Raw genomic sequence first — 19,170 nt, forward strand, 5'->3', positions numbered from 1 at the left:
TAATCAGGTGGTACAAGCCGCAATAAAAAGGAAATAGGTTAATGCAACAAAAAACAGTGGCGCTGGTGGCACATGATCACAAAAAAAGCGACCTGCTAAACTGGGTTAAAACTCATCAGGCTATCATGCAGCAGTGCAAACTTGTGGCAACGGGCACTACCGGAACCATGCTGGCAGAACGCACTGGCCTGCCAATTACCCGCTATCAAAGTGGCCCTCTTGGTGGCGATCAGCAAATAGGGGCGCTGATTGCAGAAGGCAGGCTGGATGCGTTGTTCTTTTTTTGGGATCCGCTGAACCCGGCCCCGCATGACCCCGACGTTAAAGCCTTGCTCAGACTGTGTTCAGTCTGGAATGTGCCGGTAGCTTGTAACGAATCGACAGCCGACATGCTGGTAACCTCGCCGCTGTTTTTGTCGGCCGACTATCAAATTAAAAAACCGCAATTTCAAGAGCCTGAACAAACCTTGCAGACTCTTAAAAAATGATTGAAACAGGTTTTAGAAATACTTAGCTATGAGGTTGACGAGGACCGTGAAAAGGCCTTTTCAAGGTACTCTTCAACTCGTCTAGCTGTGTCTGAGTTAAAACAGATGCTATGGCCTTTTTGTGTTGTATTTTATGCACTTGACGCTCGATTAACGCTTGTTTAAATTGCTGTGACAATGTCAGCCAGGCGTCCTGATCAAAATCTTGCGTATAAATAATGGCACGTTCCTGTAAACGCAATACCTTCATTGTTTCAGCATATTGCAGACGTTGCTCACGCTTTTTTTGCATGAGAGCCGTTAATTCAGTTCGTTGGCTGGCCTCTAAATCAAGCAGCTCAAAAGCAAAAGGCAGCTCAGGTTTTGAAGCGTGATCGCGCGCTTCGCGGTGAGTTAACCTACGCTTTGATTCTTGTGAAAGCAGTTGCTGACGCTGGCCTTCATCAAGAATCTGATAAATGGCATGGCTGGCCTGTGCCTGCTTGAGTTTTTTATCCTGGGTGACTTCAAAGCGTGACTCAACCCTGGCGATCATTTCGCTTTCATCTAAAGCGGTTTTGTCACGCTGTTGATTTGTCGGGGCTTTTGGATGCTGGGTTTTGATATCGGTTTGCAAGGTCTTAATAATCAACCGAATATCCTCTTTTTGCGTCGCGTTTAGATCCAGTTCCTGCAACTGTTTTATTATTGGTCGCAGATCTGAATGATGCGCTCGGGGGCCATGATTTGGACCCGGCTTGGCAAACACTGCTCCTGAGGTTAATACGGTGCTCAAAAAAATTATCGCAATACGCTTATTCATAGTAATACTCTGTGGGTGAGGACGAGGATAAGTGTACTTTGGTGCAGTGCAAAGGTGGGTATAGACAGTGTAAAGCTTCTGTAAAGAAAGCATTAGAATATTGCACTGGCCTATGAGGCGGGTAAGCTAGGTAACATCCGCAACAAATGTCATCCTCAGAGGCCTTAGTGAACAGTACTGAAACGCCGGTAAGCTTTAAGCACTCTATCCTTATTATCGATGATGATACTGAACTTACCGACATGTTAGACAGCTATTTACGCACATGTGGGTATTCGGTCACTGTTGCTGACAATGGCCTTGAAGGGCTTAACGTTGCCTCAGGCGGCGCCGTCTTTGATTTAATTTTATTAGATGTAATGATGCCGGGTATGGATGGGTTCGATGTGCTTAAAAATTTACGAAAAACCTTACTGACACCCGTACTTATGCTTACCGCCCGGGGCGATGACTACGATCGTATTTTAGGACTGGAGCTTGGGGCGGACGATTATTTGCCTAAGCCATTTAATCATCGTGAACTGGCTGCGCGTATAAAAGCCATCTTAAGACGGCTGGAGCTCACCGGCGTTGCCTTCCAACAACAAGACTTGCTGGTGCATGGCCTGAGACTTTCTGTTGCTCGCCAACAAGTATCTTGCGATGGCCAGGAGGTTGCGTTGACAGGCACCGAGTTTTCTATTTTGCACCTGTTAATGTTAAACGCAGGAATGCTGGTTACCAAAAAAGAAATTTCAGAAAAGGTGCTGGCAAAGAAGATGATGACCTACGATCGCAGTATCGATATGCATGTAAGCAATCTTCGAAAAAAAATCGCTGCGGTAAATGCTGAGGAAAAAATAAAAACGATACGCGGGTCAGGTTATTTACTGATCATAGGATAATACATGAATATTGGTATGCTGAACCCCGCTCGGCATTTGGTGGGTCGCCTGTTTTTGTGGTTTTGGCTAACGGCGCTGGCCACCGCCGGTATTGCAGTTTGGATAAGCAAGCTAACCGATGACACTATCGAAATTGGCTCTATAACACCGCGTCATAGCCAGATGCTGGCCCAGTTATCCCAAAGACTTGAGCGCACACCAATAATGGGATCGACGCTACCCAGAAAATTGTCGCGACTGAGCCAAAAACTTCCGTTACAACTTATTGCGGTGGCAGTGGATACGGGTGAGATAGTGCGAAGTGATAATTCTCCTTTGCCGCCCCCAGCACAGAAACACTTGCTAAATGTTGTCACCCAGCAAGCTCCCATTGTAATAAAGCAGCGTAATTTTTTACTTATCGGCCCGCAAGCATTTGTATACCAGTCTCGCCCCTACGTCTTGTTTTTAGCCGAAAGAGGGCCGCCTATCAAACCACAAAAGTTACTGTTCGGAATAATATCGGTGGGCGTTGTAGTGAGTATGCTATTGTCTTACTGGTTTGCGCGTACGCTTGTCAGGCCCATACAGCAGCTTCGCCAGGCCAGTAAAAAGCTGGCTGAGGGTGATTGGCAGGCGCGGGCCCATGAACCTACAAAAAGATCTGATGAACTGGGTATGCTGGCTCGGGATTTTAATAACATGGCCACCCAGTTAGAATTGCTATGGCGAGGGCAGAAGCGTTTGCTTGGCGATATTTCGCACGAGCTGCGATCTCCATTAACCCGATTGCAAATGGCGTTGGGCCTGGCGCATCAGCAAAATATTAATCTGCCTACGTTGAAGCGTATCGAGCGAGAAGCGGATCGAATGGAAGATCTGATTGGGCAGCTTTTAACACTGACTCATGCCGAAGCCGCGCCGGCTAAAATGCAACGGGTGACGATGATCGACTTGTTCGATAACCTGTGTCAGGACACACAATTTGAAGCCCAGAACAGCGGAAAAAATTTCGAGTACAGCGATCTTCCTGACCAGGTAGTCTCAGCCAATCCGGCTTTATTGTGTAGCGCGGTTGAAAATGTGCTTCGCAATGCTATTCGCTATGCAAAAAGTCAGGTATGGATGTGGGTAACCATTGAGCACAATGGCTGGCAAGTGGTTGTTGAGGATGATGGACCAGGTTTGTCTGCAGATGACCAACGACAAATATTTGCCCCTTTTTACCGTGCGTCGCTGGCACGAGACCGAAGCTCTGGCGGAGTGGGTCTGGGGCTGGCCATCGCTAGGGCGGCCGTGAGTGCGCATCAAGGCTCAATACAGGCCAGTTCTCGTGATAGCGGTGGGTTAAGAATAACGTTGTATTTTCCCTTTAAAAGCCAGACAGCTTAACCGCTGGCGGTTTAATAAGTCATCAGTCAATAGGCAACAGAACAGTAGACAGGCATGGTATCTTTATTTAAAGAAGAAGAGTTGGCGGCTCGTTTTGACGATAAAATTGAGCCGTTTTGGAATGACAAGGTCACTACGGGTCAGTTTGTCGGCAAACATGATGTCCCGGTTCATTATGCATGGTGCGTTCCTCCTCAGGCCGAACATAGTGTGTTAATTAGTTCCGGTCGCATCGAGTCATTGCTGAAGTACAAAGAAGTTGTTTTTGATTTGTATCAGCAGGGATTTGCAGTCTTTATTTTTGACCATCGCGGGCAGGGGTTGTCGGGGCGTATGACAGACAACCCGCATCATGGCTATGTGGTTAGTTTTACCGATTACGTAGAGGATTTGCTGGCATTTTGCTCCAGTGTCGTGCGACCCAATCAGCGCGGCCCGCTTAACTTATTGTGTCATTCTATGGGCAGCGCCATTGGCGCGTTAGCTATTTTGCGTCAGCCCGACTGGTTTCATAAAGCCGTGTTTTGCTCGCCTATGTTCGGTATTCGACCGGCATTACCCGCCTTGTTGGCAAAAAGTTTATTATGGCTGGGAAAATGCCGAGATACCCGGGCTGGATTACTTACCGATTATTTTTTCGGGCAACAGGATTACCAGGCCATTCCTTTTGCCGCCAATAAACTTACTCACAGCTACATGCGGTACACATTGTTTCGTCAAATCTACGATGCTCAACCTCAAATTCAGTTAGGCGGCGTGACTACCGACTGGCTGGCGGCGGCCCATGACGCTATGGCAATTATTGAGCATCAGGCACATCAGCTAAACCTGCCATGTCTTATTTTTTCTGCCGGCGCAGACAAAGTGGTCGATAATCGCGCTCAGGCTCGCATTGCTCGTCATATCCCTGACTGTCACTGGGTCGAAATTGACGGCGCGGCGCACGAACTTCTGATTGAAGCTGACCAATACCGCGAACCGGTTATGCAACAACTTTGCGCATTTATGCTTGCCGATAGTCACAAAACTTGCCCGTAGCAAACTTTGGTTTTATGCTGAACGGCTCAACATGCCCACCTTTCAAATAAACATACCCATGATTGATATAGTATTATACCAGCCGGAAATACCCCCCAATACTGGCAACATTATTCGTCTTTGCGCAAACAGTGGTTTTGCCCTGCACCTTATCGAACCGTTGGGATTTGACTGGGATGATAAACGGGTGCGCCGTGCCGGGCTCGATTACCATGAATTTGCCAACGTAAAACGGCATGCCAGTTTAGAGGCTTACTTTCAAAGCGAAAAGCCTGAGCGCGTATTGGCGTGTACGACTAAGGGCAAAGCTTTTCATAGTGAGGTGACGTATCAGCTTGGTGATGCACTGTTATTTGGCCCTGAAACCAGAGGGCTACCTGACGACGTCATTGATGCACTGCCTGCTGAACAGCGTGTGCGAATTCCTATGCTGCCCAACAGTCGTAGCATGAACTTATCTAATGCGGTCTCGGTATTTGTCTATGAAAGTTGGCGGCAGTTTGGATACCCCAACGCGCGATAAAAGCCAAAGGGTACTGAGAACGCAATTGATAACCATTCCTATTTACATTTGATTTTGGACTGGCTAGACTACTGTCTGCTTCTTCACTGACCAGATAGTATAAAAATGCGAAAATTATCTTCTATTGCTTTGGTAACAGGCGCCGTGCTTGCCTCGCCCATGGCCGCCCAGGCTCAAAACTCTTCAGCAGACGCTTCATCGAATCTTGAAACCATAGAGGTGAAAGGGGTAAGAAGCGCCTTTGGAGCTACTAAAACATCGGTGCCCATTGTTGAAATGGCGCGGTCTGTGTCAGTTGAAACGTTAGACGACTTGCTAGACAAAGGGGCGTTCAATTTATCGCAAACGACCACGTACATGGCCGGTGTAACCGGTGAAACATACGGGTTTGCTACTCGCGGCGATACTATAAGCAGCCGCGGATTAACGATTCCTCGCTATCGCGACTCTATTCAGGAATTATTTGGTAGCTACAATAGTACCCGCGCCGAAGTGTACACACTGGAGCAGGTAGAACTATTAAAAGGTCCGGCTTCGGTGCTATATGGCCAGGGGTCTCCGGGAGGGCTGGTCAATTATGTGTCTAAAACCCCCAAAGAGACTCAGGCCAGCGAAGTCAGGCTGGATTATGGCAGCTTTGATAAAAAGCAGCTTAGTGTTGATACTAACCATGCACTTAGTGATGACAACACCTGGCTAGGAAGGTTTGTCGGTATTTACCGTGATGCTGATTCGCAGGTTGATTATGTAAACGATGATACCCGGGTAGCCATGCCCTCTATCAGCTTTGCCCCCTCATCGGACACCCGGTTCACTTTAATCGGGCTGTTTCAGGATACCAACAGCGATACAGGCGCACAGTTTATCCCCATTGAAGGAACCTTATTGCCGTTAGCTAATGGCGGCTACCTGCCAGATCAGGATGTGTACGCTGGCGAACCTGACTTTAATAAATATGATACTCAGTCAAGTCAGTTAACATTATTGGGTGAGCATGCCATTAATGAGACTACGCAATTAACATTCACTGCGTTATGGCGTGACGGTGAAGCCGATTATCAGCAAGCCTGGCCGGTGTTTACCGGAGCTGGTAATTCGCGTTATCTAGATAACACCCAGCTGCCTGGTGACACCAGCTCAGACACTACTGTCGCGCGCACCTTCTATAGCGCCGATAATACTTTCACCCAACAAGCTGTAGATGTACGTTTAAGTAAAACGGTAAGCACCGGTCTTTTACAACATAATATTTTGGCAGGAGCACAGTACCAGCAAGTAGAAACTGATACCGATTCGGCGTATTTCGCCGGTGGCGGCGCTTACTCGGGCGATTTCAGCTATGTGCTTGATTTGGCTAACCCGCAGTATACCGGGGCGCCCGATGCCGAAGTGTTGGCAAACTATTTTGTCAACGGGCCGGTTCAGGAAGTAAAAGATCTGGGTATTTATTTGTCTGATCAGGTGTCTTTAGATAGCTGGCGTTTAACCCTGGGTATGCGTTACGACAATGTAGATAACGACAACGGCAGTACCTCTCAGCAAGACTCAAATACGTCTTATTCAGCCGGTATTTTATATCGATTTGAAAATGGACTATCGCCGTATGTCAGTTACGCCGAGTCATTTGAAACCGTGGTAGGTCTTACCCTTGACGGCGAGCAGCTGCAACCTGAAGAAGGCCGTCAATACGAAGCCGGGCTTAAATATGCATTTCAGGATGTTCCGGGATTTATGACGCTGTCAGCGTATGACATTGAAATCTCTAATTTGCCCAACCCCAATTCTTTACCGGTAGAAGCCGCCCAACAACAAGGCGAAACTTCAATCAAAGGAATTGAATTTGAAAGTTATGTGGTGCTGGGCGAATTCACTGCTGAGCTAAATGCCGCGGTATCTGATACCCGTGACCCCAACGGCTATGCGTTATCGGCACAACCTGAAGAAAACGCATCTTTATGGGTGACCTGGCGTCCGGAGATACTGGCGCAGTGGCGCTTTGGCGCCGGACTGCGTTACGTCGGACAAAGCGTAGCGCAAAACGCACAGCTTCGTTATGAAACTCCTTCCTATACACTGGCTGACCTGATGATAGAAAAAGTGCTTAGCGATAATCTGGTTGCTCAGATTAATGTGCGTAACTTAACCGATAAAACCTACCTCACCTCGTGCCTGACCCGGGGCGATTGTTTTCCGGGTGTGCGTCGACAAATTAATGCATCGCTGACTTACCAGTTCTAAACACAAGGAGCACACTGTGGTTGTTTATTCTGCGTTAGTTTGTGCTGGTCTTGGAGTGGGCTCGTTGTATGCTGGCTGGCGACAAAGTAAACGTTGGCTTGGTGGGTTAGCGCTGCTGCTTTGGGCGGGGTCAATGGTATTATTTTATTATGGTACTGGCTGGCAATACGCAATGGTTTATTCATTGCTGCTGCCCGCTTTATTGGTTTGGATTGGTATTATTTATCAGGCCACTACCAAACCTTTGCAGCATTACATAACTAAGCCCAGGCCTTTAAATACAAGTCTGAGTAATATCGGTAAACACGTTGTTGTGGCGGGTGTGGTGCTTGGCGCAGAGCTTGTCTTTAGCTTAACGATATGTCTGACGGTAGCTCGTTGGCTACCCATAACCTACAGTGGTCAGCTTGCTTTGTGTATCGTAACTCAGCCGGTGGTATGGGCATTTATGGCGTACCACTTTTTAGCCAGTAAGCAACCGGTACGCACACTGGCCTTTCATTTTATTGTGGCGCTGATTTTTGGCGCGCTATTATTGTTGTAAGATTTTATGTCCTTATTTTCGCGTCAACCCGCGCTTAACGCCCATCGCTGGCTGGGGGTCTTTTTAGGCGCCTTGCTGTTTCTGGTGTGTATATCAGGCACCCTGGTGGTATTTAATCAGGAACTTGAACGATGGGAACAAGCTGATGTTCCTGAATTAAACACGGTTACTCCTACTGCCGCAGGTCGTGCCTTAGAAACGTTTATACAGCGTTATCCGCAGGCTACTGAGCATTATCATGTGGTTTTTCCGGGCTCGGGAATTCCACGTCTGGTGGCTGAAAACGATCATCAGGCGGTCTTCGCTAACGCGCAGGGTGACCTGCTACAGACTGAACATTTTCCCTGGTCAAAAATGCTCGTCGATTTGCATTATTATCTGCATTTGCCCTCGACCTGGGGGTTATTGCTGGTTAGTGCCTTAGGCGCCATTATCTGCGCTTTAGTCGTCAGCGGTTTTATTGCTCATAAGCGTATTGTTAAAGATGCATTTAAATGGCGGCGAGGGGGCACCGGTCAGCCGGGACGTATTGATTTACATAATCGTTTTGGCGTCTGGGCTTCGCCTTTTCATGCCATGATTGGTATTACCGGCACCTATTTTGGTTTGGCCGGTATTGTACTTACTGTCGTTGCGCAATTGGATACTCAGGGTGACAGACAAGCGGTGGTTGATAAAGTATTCACCCCCGAGCCCACCCTTAGTCATCGTGTTCAGCCGCCGGATATTACCACCGCACTGCAGTATTTTGAGACGATGCAAACCGGCCATAAGCCTATATTTTTAACCGTACATGATGTTGGCACCCCCCAACAATTTATTGAAATTTACGCACAGGTACCTGAACAACTCATCTACTCTGAAAATTACCGATTTACCTCAGCCGGTGAATTTTTAGGCACCGCAGGCTATGAAGATGGCGTTTGGGGTAAAAAGCTTATTTATTCGCTGTATCGACTGCATTTTGGCGATTTTGCAGGTTGGCCGGTTAAGCTTTTGTATTTTGTATTAGGAATTATGTTAACCGCTTTATGTGTATCAGGAATGGACATCTGGTTAGAAAAGCAAGGCCGCCCAGCGCGAGTAAACAGGCTCTGGCAAGGCTTTGTATGGGGAAGCATAAGCGCACTGGCTATAACCGCTGCCGTTTCTCTATATTTTAATGTATCGTCTTATGCCGCGTTTTGGGGGTTACTCATACTGGGATGCAGTGTCAGTACGCTTTGGGCCAAAATAGATAAGTTCACTTGGCTGCTTATTTGTGCGGGGAGTTGCTTGCTGCTGTTAATTTGTCACCTGGTCAAATATGGTGAGTGGGCGCTATCGCCGGCAAGTCTGCCAGTTAACAGTCTGTTGATGTTGTTTATTATGTGGTGTGGCTGGAAGGCGCATCAGGAGAATAAAATAAACGCGGTTAGTCACTAATGCAATAAAAGTAGCGGCAAACCCTTGAACGGGCTTGTCGCTTGCAATTTTACAATGTAGCAGGGTAACTTAACTTTCGGTTTTTAACGACCGGCTAAGTAGCGCTAAAGCAGCTTCTTTAGGCATTTTGCCTTCATAGAGGACAGCATAAATTTGCTCGCAGATGGGCATTTCTACACCAACTCGTGCTGCCAGCGTATGAACTTCTTCCGTATTGCGAAAGCCTTCGACCACCTGACCAATCTCAGCCATAGCTTCATCAACCTGTTTACCTGCACCTAAGGCCAGGCCAAACCGCCGGTTACGAGATTGATTATCAGTACAGGTCAGCACTAAATCGCCAAGCCCGGCCATACCCATAAAGGTTTCAGGCTGAGCACCTAAGCGCACGCCTAACCGGGTAAGCTCGGCTAATCCACGGGTAATGAGCGCGGTGCGGGCATTAGCACCAAATCCCAGACCATCGGCAAGCCCAGCCCCAATCGCAATCACATTTTTAACCGCACCGCCCAGTTGTACGCCAATAAAATCAGGGTTTTTATACACCCGAAATGTTTTGCTGCAATGCAGCTTGGCGGCAAAACTGTCGATAAGCGCTTCGTCATGTGAAGACAGAGAAATAGCAGTGGGTAAGCCAGCCACCATTTCTTTGGCAAAGGTAGGGCCTGACAATACCGCCAATGGGTAGTTGTCACCCAATACATCTAAGGCGACCTCACGTAACAAACGACCACTGCCTGGCTCTAATCCTTTGGTGGCCCAGATAACTCGATGCTCAGGCTGCAACAAGGGTTGTAGTGCTTCGAGCATCGCTTTAAAACCATGACTGGGCACCACAATTAAAATATCACGGCTTTGAGCGACCACCTGGGCCAGATCTGCACTGATTTTTAATGCTTCAGGAAAGCGTGAACCCGGTAAATACCGGGCATTTTCGCGTTGTTGCGAAAGCTGGCTCATGTGCTCAGCATCACGGCCCCACAACCAGGTAGGCTGATTGTTTCTGGCCAGACAAAATGCCAGAGCGGTACCGTAGGAGCCTGCCCCCAGTACCGTGGTCGAGTCGGTCAAAGAGGTCATGCGCAACTACGAATCAAGGTTTTGCTGCTGACCTTCTTCTTGCTGAGCGCGCTTTTGCATATACGCAGCGAAGATGGCGTCAAAATTAACCGGTGCCAGATTCAGTGGCGGGAAGGTACCACGATTGACCAAATTAGAAATAGTTTCACGAGCATAAGGAAACAACACATTTGGGCAGTAAGAACCCAGCATATGTGCTTTGTTTTGATCTGGCATTTCGCCAAGTGCAAAGATTCCAGCTTGTTGTACTTCACATAAAAAAGCGGTTTCTTCACCCATTGAGGCGGTTACTGTAACTGACAAAGTCACTTCAAAAACATGCTCTTCAAGCTGAGCGGTTTTTGTATCCAGATCGAGTTTTATTTCTGGCTTCCAATCTTTGGTGAAAATGGCAGGGGCATTAGGTGATTCAAAAGAAATATCTTTGGTGTAAATTCGTTGAATATTAAACTGTGTACCCTGTTGCGCATTGTTTGCGCCGTTTGTTTGATTTTCTTCAGCCATGTTTATTTCCTAGTTATCGTTATTAATACCAGCTTAGCGTTACACTGCCAGCAGAGGATCCAACTTGTTCCGGGCTTCCAGACCAAGCATTTCATCACAACCGCCAATGTGCTGATCGTTGATAAAAATTTGTGGAACGGTGTAGCCCCCGTTAGCTCGGGTAATCATTTCGTCACGTAATTCAGGGCGTACATCAATCTCATACTCAATAAACTCTACCCCTTTTTGGTTCAACAGTGCTTTAGCACGGTGACAAAACGGGCAGTACCCTTTACTGTAAACTTCAACTTTGCTCATAGGTAGCCCTTATTTCGCGACCGGCAGATTCGCACTCTGCCAGGAATTCATTCCGCCTTTCAGTATTTTAACATCGCTAAAGCCTTCTTTGGCCATAGCCGAGGCAACCGGACGAGCGGTATTTCCCATTGCACACACTACGATAATGGGTTTACCCTTCTGGTTTTCAAGCTTTTTGAAGTCACGCTTTTTAAGCTCTTCAGGTTTTATCTGTCGCGCACCCAGAATATGACCGGCTTTAAACTCCTTAGGAGAGCGGGCGTCTAAAATAACCGCATCCTGTTTATTGACCAGTTGTGTAAGCTCGTGAGTGCCGACTTCTTTTACTGAAGAAGTAAAACCGGTAACAAAGCTATAAACCAACATAACCACCAGCGCTACCCACAGGCCCGCCAAAATAATATTATTACTTGCAAATTCGATCAGCTGATCCATTACTTCAAACCTTACAGACCATAAAAAAGAGTGCAAAGTATATAGAAAAACAGCTAAGAAACCAGTGGGACCCGTGTGCAAACCCGTTTTAACGCCATTTAACTTCGGGGCAGACGGTTATTGCTTTGCAGTTCACCCTGGTGTTCTTTGTGTTTGGTATCAAAATAAGAATAGACCGCAATAGGTTGCTGGCTTGCCGGGAACCGTAAAACCTGCTGAAATAGCCCTCTTACTTTCTTTTTACTGCAGTGCAATTTAATGATATCAAAGCTTGGTTGGGCGGCCGTAGGCGGTTGGTTTTTATTGCTTGGCGCCGGGGTTCTTTTTGCCTCGCAGGCGTTCGGTCAGGAAACACAACAAGCTCAACTTGAAGATTTACGCCAGCAACTAAAATCTCGTCAGCAAACATTAAAAGCAAATCAGGCTAATGCTGAAGAGTTGCAAGAATTTTTATCTGAGTCTGAAATTGAAATTGGCCGTGCTGCGAGCTTATTAAATCAAACGCATCAGAAACTGGCTGAAAATCGGCAGCAACAACAGCAGCTTGAACAAGAACAGCGTTCGCTTAAACAGGCTATTGTTGATCAACAAGACATGCTGGCCAGTCAGCTTCGAAGTGCCTTTATGGCTGGGCATTACGATTATGCCAAAATGATTTTTTTTCAGGAAGACGCAAAGTCGTTTGAGCGGGTATTGACCTATTACAAGTATGTGAGCAAAGCACGTCAACAAGAAATTACGCGTTTCAAACAAAATGTAGCCAGACTGCAAGAAGTAACAGCCAGTTTACAGAATAAAGCCGAACAGCTACAGCAGCTGGTCCAACAGCAAAAAGCGCAACAGGCTGCACTGCAGGCCCGGCAACAGGATCGCGCCCAAACTCTTGCAAAACTGAACAAAAAGATTGCCAGCGATGCCGAGCGGGTTAAAAATATGGAAGCCAATGAGCAGGCACTTATCGCTGCAATTGAAGAAGCGCGCCGTGCTGCCGTGCGAGCAAAAACCACCTTGGCGGGATTACAAGCAAACAAAGGTAAGCTTAGCGTACCAGCGAAAGGCAAGGTTCGGCGATTATTTGGTACTCGCCGGCAGGGCCAGGTGCGCTGGAAAGGCATTGTTATAGAAGCCTCAGAGGGCAGCGCTGTCAAAACGATATCTCATGGCAGAGTACTTTACGCTGATTGGCTCAAAGGATTCGGACTGGTTTCCATTGTTGATCATGGCAAAGGCTTTATGAGCGTTTACGGGCATAATCAGGCGCTGCTAAAGCAAGCTGGCGATAATGTCGCGAACGGCGAGTCAATTGCACTGGTGGGTCAAAGTGGGGGGCAAAGCTACCCCAATCTTTATTTTGAAATACGTCACAAAGGCAAGGCGTTGAACCCTACTTCCTGGCTCAACTTATGATTGGGCAAAGCTTGAAAATAAAAAGCCGACAATACAATAACACCAAAATGCACCTGACCTGGGTCAGTAATATAAGAATAATAATGTGACAAATCGTTTCAGGCGCTATTTATCAAAACTATGGATAGCGCCGGCTACCTTGCTGTTTTTACTATTTTTTAATAGTGAGCTTAAGGCGGCTAATACTTCTGCGACCCAGTCAGCCGATAACGAAACAGGTTCATCGGTACCCGCTCACATCGCCCTGATTATGGATGATATTGGCTACCGGCAAAGCGATCGCCTCGCGCTGTCGTTACCGCTCCAGATTGCGTTTTCAATATTACCCGATGCGCCACTTGCCCAAGAATTGGCCCAACGGGCAAATCAGCAGGGACGCGAGATAATGCTGCATCTGCCTATGGCGGCGTATACCCAGGCAAATCTTGGGCCGATAGCACTGACCGCAGATATGTCTGCTGAACAAATAGGTGAAGTAACCCACAGAGCCCTCAATAGCGTGCCAATGGCCATTGGGGTGAATAACCATATGGGCAGTTGGCTGACCGAAAAAAACTGGGCCATGCATGAGGTGATGAAAACCATTAAAACCCGGGGCCTGTTTTTTGTCGACAGCCGCACAACTTCAGAGTCGGTGGCAGAGTCGACCGCCCGCGAATTGGGTCTTCCTGTCGCCCGGCGCCATGTATTTATTGATCACCGGTTAAGCCCTGAGTCTATGCAGCAACAATTTTCACGACTGATAGCCTTGGCGCACCAACAGTCATTGGCTATCGGTATTGTTCATCCGCACCCTCAGACACTGGCTTTTTTAAAACAACAATTTGAGACCCTGGGCTCTCAGCAAATTCAGCTGATTCCCATATCACATGCTATAAAGCCGTCTTTGCCCACAGAGCCGGCTCAGACTCAAAAAACTATGCAACCGTAGATTTGCAATAAAACATTAAATTTATGCTTGGTATTTTGCAATTGAGCCTTAATGTTATATTATAACGTCATTGAGTCAACGAAGAGTACCGTGTAGCTATGTCACTAACGACAGACAATCCAACAAAACTCGACCGGGTAGGAATCTGGATTTCCAGCTTGTGCGCGTTTCATTGTCTATCTTTGCCTATAGTGATACCTCTGCTACCGTTGATTTCCAGTACCTTTTTTGCCCAAACTTGGTTTGAGCGTACGATTTTAAGTATATCAATATTAATTGGTGCGGTTGCTCTGATAAGCGGCGCTCTGCGTTATCACAGTCGATATTATCCGGTAGCTATGCTGGCGGTAGGCGGCGCTATTTACTGGCATAAAGATATTTTTGGTGAACAATACGAGCCATTCACTATTGCAACTGGCGCATTGTTAATTGTGGTAGCGCACTATATTAATATTCGGTTGTGTAAAGGTGCCCAGCGTGTAAAAAGGGCGGTAACAGCCAGCCCGTTGAATAAAGCAGTGCAAACCAGCCGATAATTATGATGTGGTTGCTGTAGGCAGGGCATTAAGCGTTGATTTTGCTACATCTGGTACATTAGTAAAGATACCGTCTACACCCATCTTCTGTAGTTTAAGCATATCTGCAGGGGTATCCACCGTATAAACCAAAACTTTCAAACCTGCTTCTTTGGCCTGCACAACGTAACGCTCATCTATGTTTTCTAGCGCAAAATGAATTGAATAAGCCTGCATCTTAACTGCTTTCGTAATGCCCTCCTGAGGCATACTTGCAGTAAGTACACCTATTCGCAGATTAGGCTTTTGCTGGGCTATCTGGGCCAGCCAATGATGATGAAACGATGAAATAAGAAGGTTGTTATTAGGTTGATTAACAGCCGGGCAGACAGATTCCAGCTTTTGTAGCCAGGTATTTGTGGCCTGCAAGTGCTTTATTTCAATGTTGCAAAGTGCACTGGCAGGGGCAAGTGTTAACACTTCACAAAGCAAAGGAATTTGTTGATTATCTCCCGCATTCAGACCACGCAAATAACTAAGCGATTTATCTAACAGACGCCCCTTGCCATTAGTGGTTCGGCGAAGTGTCTTATCATGAAAAACAATTATTTCAGAATCGAGTTCGTAGGTGTCAAACTCAATTCCGTCAGCGTGTTGTTCAAAAGCCAGTTTAAAGGCTTTAAGCGTATTTTCTGGTGCCGCCTTACTTGCCCCACGATGAGCTAAAATCCACATATTTAAAGGGCCTTTTGCTGGCGATGTGTTTTTACCGTTTCATACACTGAAGCCAAAGTGATCAAAACGCCGCCCACATAAGTTTGCCATGACGGCGATTCACCTAACAGTAATATAGCCAGTAATACCCCATAACAGGGCTGCATGCAGGCAATCAATGAAAAGGTCTTGGCTTTCAAATGCGCTAAAGTGGCAGCGATTAAAGCATGGGGCAGGGCAGTGAACACCGTACCCAAAACCAGCAGCAACCACCAGCTGTTGTCGCTGGCTTGTAACAACGAAGAGTTAAGCATTGGCAACATGCAAAGACAAACCACCAGAATTTGCCAGGCCATCGCTTTGGCCCCCGAGTATTGAGAAAAAAAGTGTCGGTGTCCGAGGTTTCGGATAGCATAAAGCACCGCTGAAACCACCCCTACCATCACGCCCAGGGTGATGTCGTTGTTTAGCGAGCCCTCAGGTACAATTAATGCAATCCCGGCAAAAACAATAATTGCACTAAAGAAGTCTTGCCATACCAGCCGGGTGCGTTCAAATAACGGTTCAATAAGCACAGTGATCACCGGAAAGGTAAACAGAGCTATCATACCCACAGACACCCCGGCATATTGCATTGCCGCAAAGTAGGTTACCCAGTGCGCTGCCATTAGCAAGCCCAGCACCAGAGCAACAATATAGTCCTTCTTGGTGGCGAGTAAAAACGAGGTTTTAGAGAGCGCCATAAAAGCAAATAACGCAATACAGGCAAACACCGAACGACCCAGGGTAATGTCCTGAGCCGACAGCGGGATAATTTGCGAAAAGAGGGCGGTGCCGCCAAGTAGCACCACGGTGACATGAAGCGTCAGCAGGCTACGTTTGACCGGGTCCATCAAACCTGATCTGATACCTGTGCAGCACGGGCAAATTCTTCGCCCAACCGAACAACCTGACGCGGGGCAAGGTCTGTAAAGTTAACCGCATCTTTCTCAAAACAGACAACAACGGTTGAACCCAGTTTGAAGCGACCCATTTCTTCGCCTCGTTTTAAACTAACGCTGGCTTCGGAGTCTTTTTGATAAGTCCAGTGCTGAACATTTTTGCCCGCCGGTGGCGATACTGTGCCTGCCCACACGGTTTCAATACTGGCCACAATAGTTGCACCTACCAGCACCATTGCCATCTTGCCAACCGGTGTATCAAAAAAAGCCACAACCCGTTCGTTTCGGGCAAACAGGCCAGGAATATTTTGTGCTGTAAGCGGATTTACTGAAAACAATTCACCCGGTACATAGACCATATCAGTCAGCGTACCGTCTATGGGCATATGGATACGGTGATAATCACGTGGCGCCAGATAAACCGTAGCAAACTGGCCATCTTTAAAGGTATTGGACAGCGCCGGATTACCGCCCAATAGAGTCGTCAGGCTATAATCATGGCCTTTAGCCTGAAAAATACTGTCGTGACGAATTTTGCCGAACTGACTTACCGCGCCATCAACCGTATGTACCAAAGTGTCAGGATTGCCTTCTATGGGGCGCGCTTCTTCTTTTAAAGGGCGGGTAAAAAATTCGTTGAAACTTTTATAGTGTTTGGGATCTGAATACAACGCCTCACTCATATTGACGTTATAATGCTTAATAAATAACTTGATTAGCGCGGTGGTCAGCCAGCCGGCCTGAGCCGCTGCTAATTTTCCCACAAGCCGGGACAGCAGGTGTTTGGGCAATACATATTGCAGGTTAATTTTAAACCAATCCAACACAGTAATTCTCCTTTAATCAGACCGCGCAATTGTACCTTATCTTAACGCTTATAAAAGGATTTTACGGTTATGAGAAAACACCAAATATCATAAGGCCTGGTCATCACGCACTAACATTATGCATAACTAACTCAGATGGCTAGGTCTGCCTTCTTGCATTGAGGCCAGTATTTTATGATAACTGGCAAAACGTACTGCGCTAATTTTACCCTCATCGACAGCCTGACGAATAATGCAGCCCGGATCATTAAGGTGTTTACAGTCTCTGAATTTGCAACCGCCTAAAAACGCCCGAAACTCGATAAAACCTCGGGTCACCTGTTCTACAGGAATATGCCACAAGCCGAATTCACGCACTCCTGGCGAATCAATAAGCTCGCCGCCACTAGGCAAGTGCAATAGTTTAGCCGCGGTTGTGGTGTGCTGACCCAGACCAGAGTTGTCAGAGACTGCGCCAACTGTCTCGGCTGCTTCGGGTAAAATTTGATTGATTAAACTTGATTTACCTACCCCTGACTGGCCTACAAAAATACTGATTTTATCGTTTAACAACGCTGTTATATCTTCAATACCTTCCTGGGTTTTACAGCTGGCATAGTAGACCTGATAGCCAAGCTCTTCGTATATGGCCAGCTGTTGCCTGACCAAATTGCGTTCGGCCTCATCCAGTAACTCAACTTTGTTAAGCACGATAACCGGCGTAATATTGATGTCTTCACAAGCAATCAGATACCGGTCGATAATGTTTAAAGACAAACTGGGGACCACAGCACTAACAATAATAATCTGGTCGATATTAGCGGCAATAGGTTTTACACCATCATAAAAATCGGGACGGGTTAATACCGAATGTCGGTCCTGCACAATTTCGATAACACCGCTCACGCCTTCGCCGGTGTCGTCGCCCGCCTGAAATAACACATTGTCGCCACATACTACCGAGTCTATAGTACGGCGAATATGACAACGCGAGACGGTGCCGCAAGTGTCTTCAACATCGGCATGTTTACCAAAGCGACCCACTACCTTACCAACCTGTAGGTTGTCGGTATTGCTGTCTGTTTCAGGTTGATGGGTGTCCTGGATGCGGCGCTTACGATTTGCCGCTACCCGACGCTTTTGTCGATGAGTGAGTTTAGGTTTTTTCGCCACGATTCCATGATAAGTTAGCGTATACTGATGCAATAATAACGTGTGTGTGGCTAAGGTGCCACGCCTATTAAAAGGATCTGTCAAAATGAGTAAGCATGATTTAAATCTGGTCTGGATTGACATGGAAATGACCGGTTTAGACCCTGAAACATGCAAAGTTCTTGAAATTGCCACGATAGTGACCGATGCGCAGCTCAACGTGCTAGCCGAAGGCCCCGTTATTGCAGTCCATCAGCCAGACAGTTTGTTGGACTCTATGGATGAGTGGTGTACCCGGGTGCATGGCGAGAGCGGGCTGACTGCACGCTGTCAACAGAGCAACGTGACCGAAGCTGAAGCTGCTCAACAAACCATCGACTTTATAAGTCAGTATGTCGATGCTGGCAAATCCCCCTTGTGCGGAAATACCATCGGACAGGACCGTCGGTTCTTGGTGAAGTATATGCCTGAATTAGAAAGTTACTTCCACTATCGCAGTATTGATGTAAGCACGGTTAAAGAGCTGGCTCGACGCTGGAAACCTGAGATCCTGGAGGGCTTCAACAAAAAAGGCGTGCATCTGGCATTAGATGATATTCGCGAATCTATAGAAGAAATGAAATTTTACCGCGAAAATGTGTTTAGTATTTAGACAATTGAACGGAATTTTAATAAATAATCTAAATTAGGTGTTGCGCATTAGCACAGTTTTTGTAAAATGCGCTCCACTTTTACGGGACACCTAAATCGTAAAAGTTTAAGAAGTATGGTGCGCGGGAATAGCTCAGTTGGTAGAGCACAACCTTGCCAAGGTTGGGGTCGCGAGTTCGAGTCTCGTTTCCCGCTCCAAATTTCTAGCCCTTCTTCTATGCGGGAATAGCTCAGTTGGTAGAGCACACTTACCTCGCCGAGAAACGGTCGTCACGAGGTGATTGCCAAGCATTGGCAAGGTGTGACGAAAGTAGAAAATCCAATAGAACGACATTGCAATATGGTGCGCGGGAATAGCTCAGTTGGTAGAGCACAACCTTGCCAAGGTTGGGGTCGCGAGTTCGAGTCTCGTTTCCCGCTCCAA

Annotated in this window: 21 protein-coding genes and 2 tRNA genes; 14 read left to right on the plus strand and 9 right to left on the minus strand. The window is 47.0% G+C overall.

The genetic code is table 11. The features are described from left to right. Positions 1-41 precede the first annotated feature (41 nt). Positions 42-488, plus strand: coding sequence for a methylglyoxal synthase (locus JK130_RS06270; protein ID WP_218353451.1), 447 nt, complete (start codon positions 42-44; stop codon positions 486-488). A 22-nt stretch (positions 489-510) separates the two neighbouring features. Here JK130_RS06270 and JK130_RS06275 read toward each other — a convergent pair whose 3' ends face one another. Continuing rightward, entirely contained in the window at positions 511-1,290 is a 780-nt protein-coding gene (locus tag JK130_RS06275) for a hypothetical protein (protein ID WP_218353452.1), read from the minus strand. Between the two features lie 146 nt (positions 1,291-1,436). Here JK130_RS06275 and JK130_RS06280 point away from each other — a divergent pair, with 146 nt between their 5' ends. The 7 genes from JK130_RS06280 to JK130_RS06310 all read left to right on the plus strand — a co-directional run bounded on the left by JK130_RS06280 (position 1,437) and on the right by JK130_RS06310 (position 9,313). Next, a complete protein-coding gene (locus tag JK130_RS06280; RefSeq protein WP_218353454.1) occupies positions 1,437-2,174 on the plus strand; it encodes a response regulator transcription factor in 738 nt (245 codons plus the stop codon). 3 nt (positions 2,175-2,177) lie between these two features. Beyond that, the gene (locus JK130_RS06285) at positions 2,178-3,545 is read left to right on the plus strand and encodes an ATP-binding protein (protein WP_218353456.1); all 1,368 of its coding nucleotides are present in this window, start codon (positions 2,178-2,180) and stop codon (positions 3,543-3,545) included. 54 nt (positions 3,546-3,599) lie between these two features. After that, positions 3,600-4,583: an alpha/beta fold hydrolase gene (locus tag JK130_RS06290; protein ID WP_218353457.1), complete on the plus strand. Its 984-nt coding sequence runs from the start codon at positions 3,600-3,602 to the stop codon at positions 4,581-4,583. 58 nt (positions 4,584-4,641) lie between these two features. After that, positions 4,642-5,106, plus strand: coding sequence for a tRNA (uridine(34)/cytosine(34)/5-carboxymethylaminomethyluridine(34)-2'-O)-methyltransferase TrmL (trmL, locus tag JK130_RS06295; protein ID WP_218353485.1), 465 nt, complete (start codon positions 4,642-4,644; stop codon positions 5,104-5,106). Between the two features lie 105 nt (positions 5,107-5,211). Then, entirely contained in the window at positions 5,212-7,344 is a 2,133-nt protein-coding gene (locus JK130_RS06300; protein WP_218353459.1) for a TonB-dependent siderophore receptor, read from the plus strand. A gap of 16 nt (positions 7,345-7,360) precedes the next feature. After that, positions 7,361-7,888 carry a hypothetical protein gene (locus JK130_RS06305; protein WP_218353461.1) on the plus strand — a complete coding sequence of 176 codons (528 nt, stop codon included), beginning with the start codon at positions 7,361-7,363 and terminating at the stop codon, positions 7,886-7,888. A 6-nt stretch (positions 7,889-7,894) separates the two neighbouring features. Next, complete coding sequence (locus JK130_RS06310; protein ID WP_218353464.1) at positions 7,895-9,313, plus strand: PepSY-associated TM helix domain-containing protein; 1,419 nt, start codon at positions 7,895-7,897, stop codon at positions 9,311-9,313. Between the two features lie 69 nt (positions 9,314-9,382). Here the strand turns inward: JK130_RS06310 and gpsA are convergent, their stop codons facing one another. From gpsA to JK130_RS06330, 4 genes are read right to left on the minus strand one after another with little or no spacing between them, the layout of a single operon-like run. Then, on the minus strand, positions 9,383-10,393 hold the full coding sequence (gene gpsA / locus JK130_RS06315) for an NAD(P)H-dependent glycerol-3-phosphate dehydrogenase (RefSeq protein ID WP_218353465.1): 1,011 nt from the start codon (positions 10,391-10,393) through the stop codon (positions 9,383-9,385). Between the two features lie 6 nt (positions 10,394-10,399). Beyond that, positions 10,400-10,897 carry a protein-export chaperone SecB gene (gene secB / locus JK130_RS06320; protein ID WP_218353466.1) on the minus strand — a complete coding sequence of 166 codons (498 nt, stop codon included), beginning with the start codon at positions 10,895-10,897 and terminating at the stop codon, positions 10,400-10,402. A 39-nt stretch (positions 10,898-10,936) separates the two neighbouring features. After that, positions 10,937-11,194 (minus strand): glutaredoxin 3, encoded by a 258-nt coding sequence (gene grxC / locus JK130_RS06325; protein ID WP_218353467.1) that lies wholly within the window; start codon positions 11,192-11,194, stop codon positions 10,937-10,939. A 9-nt stretch (positions 11,195-11,203) separates the two neighbouring features. Next, the gene (locus tag JK130_RS06330) at positions 11,204-11,629 is read right to left on the minus strand and encodes a rhodanese-like domain-containing protein (RefSeq protein WP_218353468.1); all 426 of its coding nucleotides are present in this window, start codon (positions 11,627-11,629) and stop codon (positions 11,204-11,206) included. A 258-nt stretch (positions 11,630-11,887) separates the two neighbouring features. On the opposite strand from JK130_RS06330, the gene JK130_RS06335 reads away from it, so the two are divergent. From JK130_RS06335 to JK130_RS06345, 3 genes are all read left to right on the plus strand, one after another. Beyond that, positions 11,888-13,036 (plus strand): murein hydrolase activator EnvC family protein, encoded by a 1,149-nt coding sequence (locus JK130_RS06335; protein ID WP_218353469.1) that lies wholly within the window; start codon positions 11,888-11,890, stop codon positions 13,034-13,036. An 85-nt stretch (positions 13,037-13,121) separates the two neighbouring features. Beyond that, positions 13,122-13,967 (plus strand): divergent polysaccharide deacetylase family protein, encoded by an 846-nt coding sequence (locus JK130_RS06340; RefSeq protein ID WP_218353470.1) that lies wholly within the window; start codon positions 13,122-13,124, stop codon positions 13,965-13,967. 98 nt (positions 13,968-14,065) lie between these two features. Beyond that, entirely contained in the window at positions 14,066-14,503 is a 438-nt protein-coding gene (locus tag JK130_RS06345) for a MerC domain-containing protein (protein WP_218353471.1), read from the plus strand. Here the strand turns inward: JK130_RS06345 and JK130_RS06350 are convergent, their stop codons facing one another. From JK130_RS06350 to rsgA, 4 genes are all read right to left on the minus strand, one after another. Continuing rightward, on the minus strand, positions 14,504-15,217 hold the full coding sequence (locus JK130_RS06350) for a glycerophosphodiester phosphodiesterase (RefSeq protein WP_218353472.1): 714 nt from the start codon (positions 15,215-15,217) through the stop codon (positions 14,504-14,506). It lies immediately after the preceding gene. Positions 15,218-15,219: 2 nt separating this feature from the next. Next, complete coding sequence (locus JK130_RS06355; RefSeq protein ID WP_218353486.1) at positions 15,220-16,089, minus strand: DMT family transporter; 870 nt, start codon at positions 16,087-16,089, stop codon at positions 15,220-15,222. Further along, complete coding sequence (asd, locus tag JK130_RS06360; protein ID WP_218353473.1) at positions 16,089-16,964, minus strand: archaetidylserine decarboxylase; 876 nt, start codon at positions 16,962-16,964, stop codon at positions 16,089-16,091. Before asd ends, JK130_RS06355 begins: the two co-directional genes overlap by 1 nt. A 126-nt stretch (positions 16,965-17,090) precedes the next feature. Then, on the minus strand, positions 17,091-18,116 hold the full coding sequence (gene rsgA / locus JK130_RS06365; protein WP_218353474.1) for a small ribosomal subunit biogenesis GTPase RsgA: 1,026 nt from the start codon (positions 18,114-18,116) through the stop codon (positions 17,091-17,093). Positions 18,117-18,201: 85 nt separating this feature from the next. Between rsgA and orn the strand changes: the two genes are divergently transcribed. The 3 genes from orn to JK130_RS06380 all read left to right on the plus strand — a co-directional run bounded on the left by orn (position 18,202) and on the right by JK130_RS06380 (position 19,169). Further along, positions 18,202-18,747, plus strand: coding sequence for an oligoribonuclease (gene orn / locus JK130_RS06370; RefSeq protein ID WP_218353475.1), 546 nt, complete (start codon positions 18,202-18,204; stop codon positions 18,745-18,747). Between the two features lie 121 nt (positions 18,748-18,868). Next, positions 18,869-18,944: transfer RNA gene (locus JK130_RS06375), tRNA-Gly, on the plus strand. A gap of 149 nt (positions 18,945-19,093) precedes the next feature. Next, positions 19,094-19,169, plus strand: a tRNA-Gly gene (locus JK130_RS06380). Position 19,170: the final 1 nt, after the last annotated feature.

Origin of the sequence: Alteromonas lipotrueiana (assembly GCF_019249245.1) — a bacterium.
Lineage (GTDB): Bacteria > Pseudomonadota > Gammaproteobacteria > Enterobacterales > Alteromonadaceae > Alteromonas > Alteromonas lipotrueiana.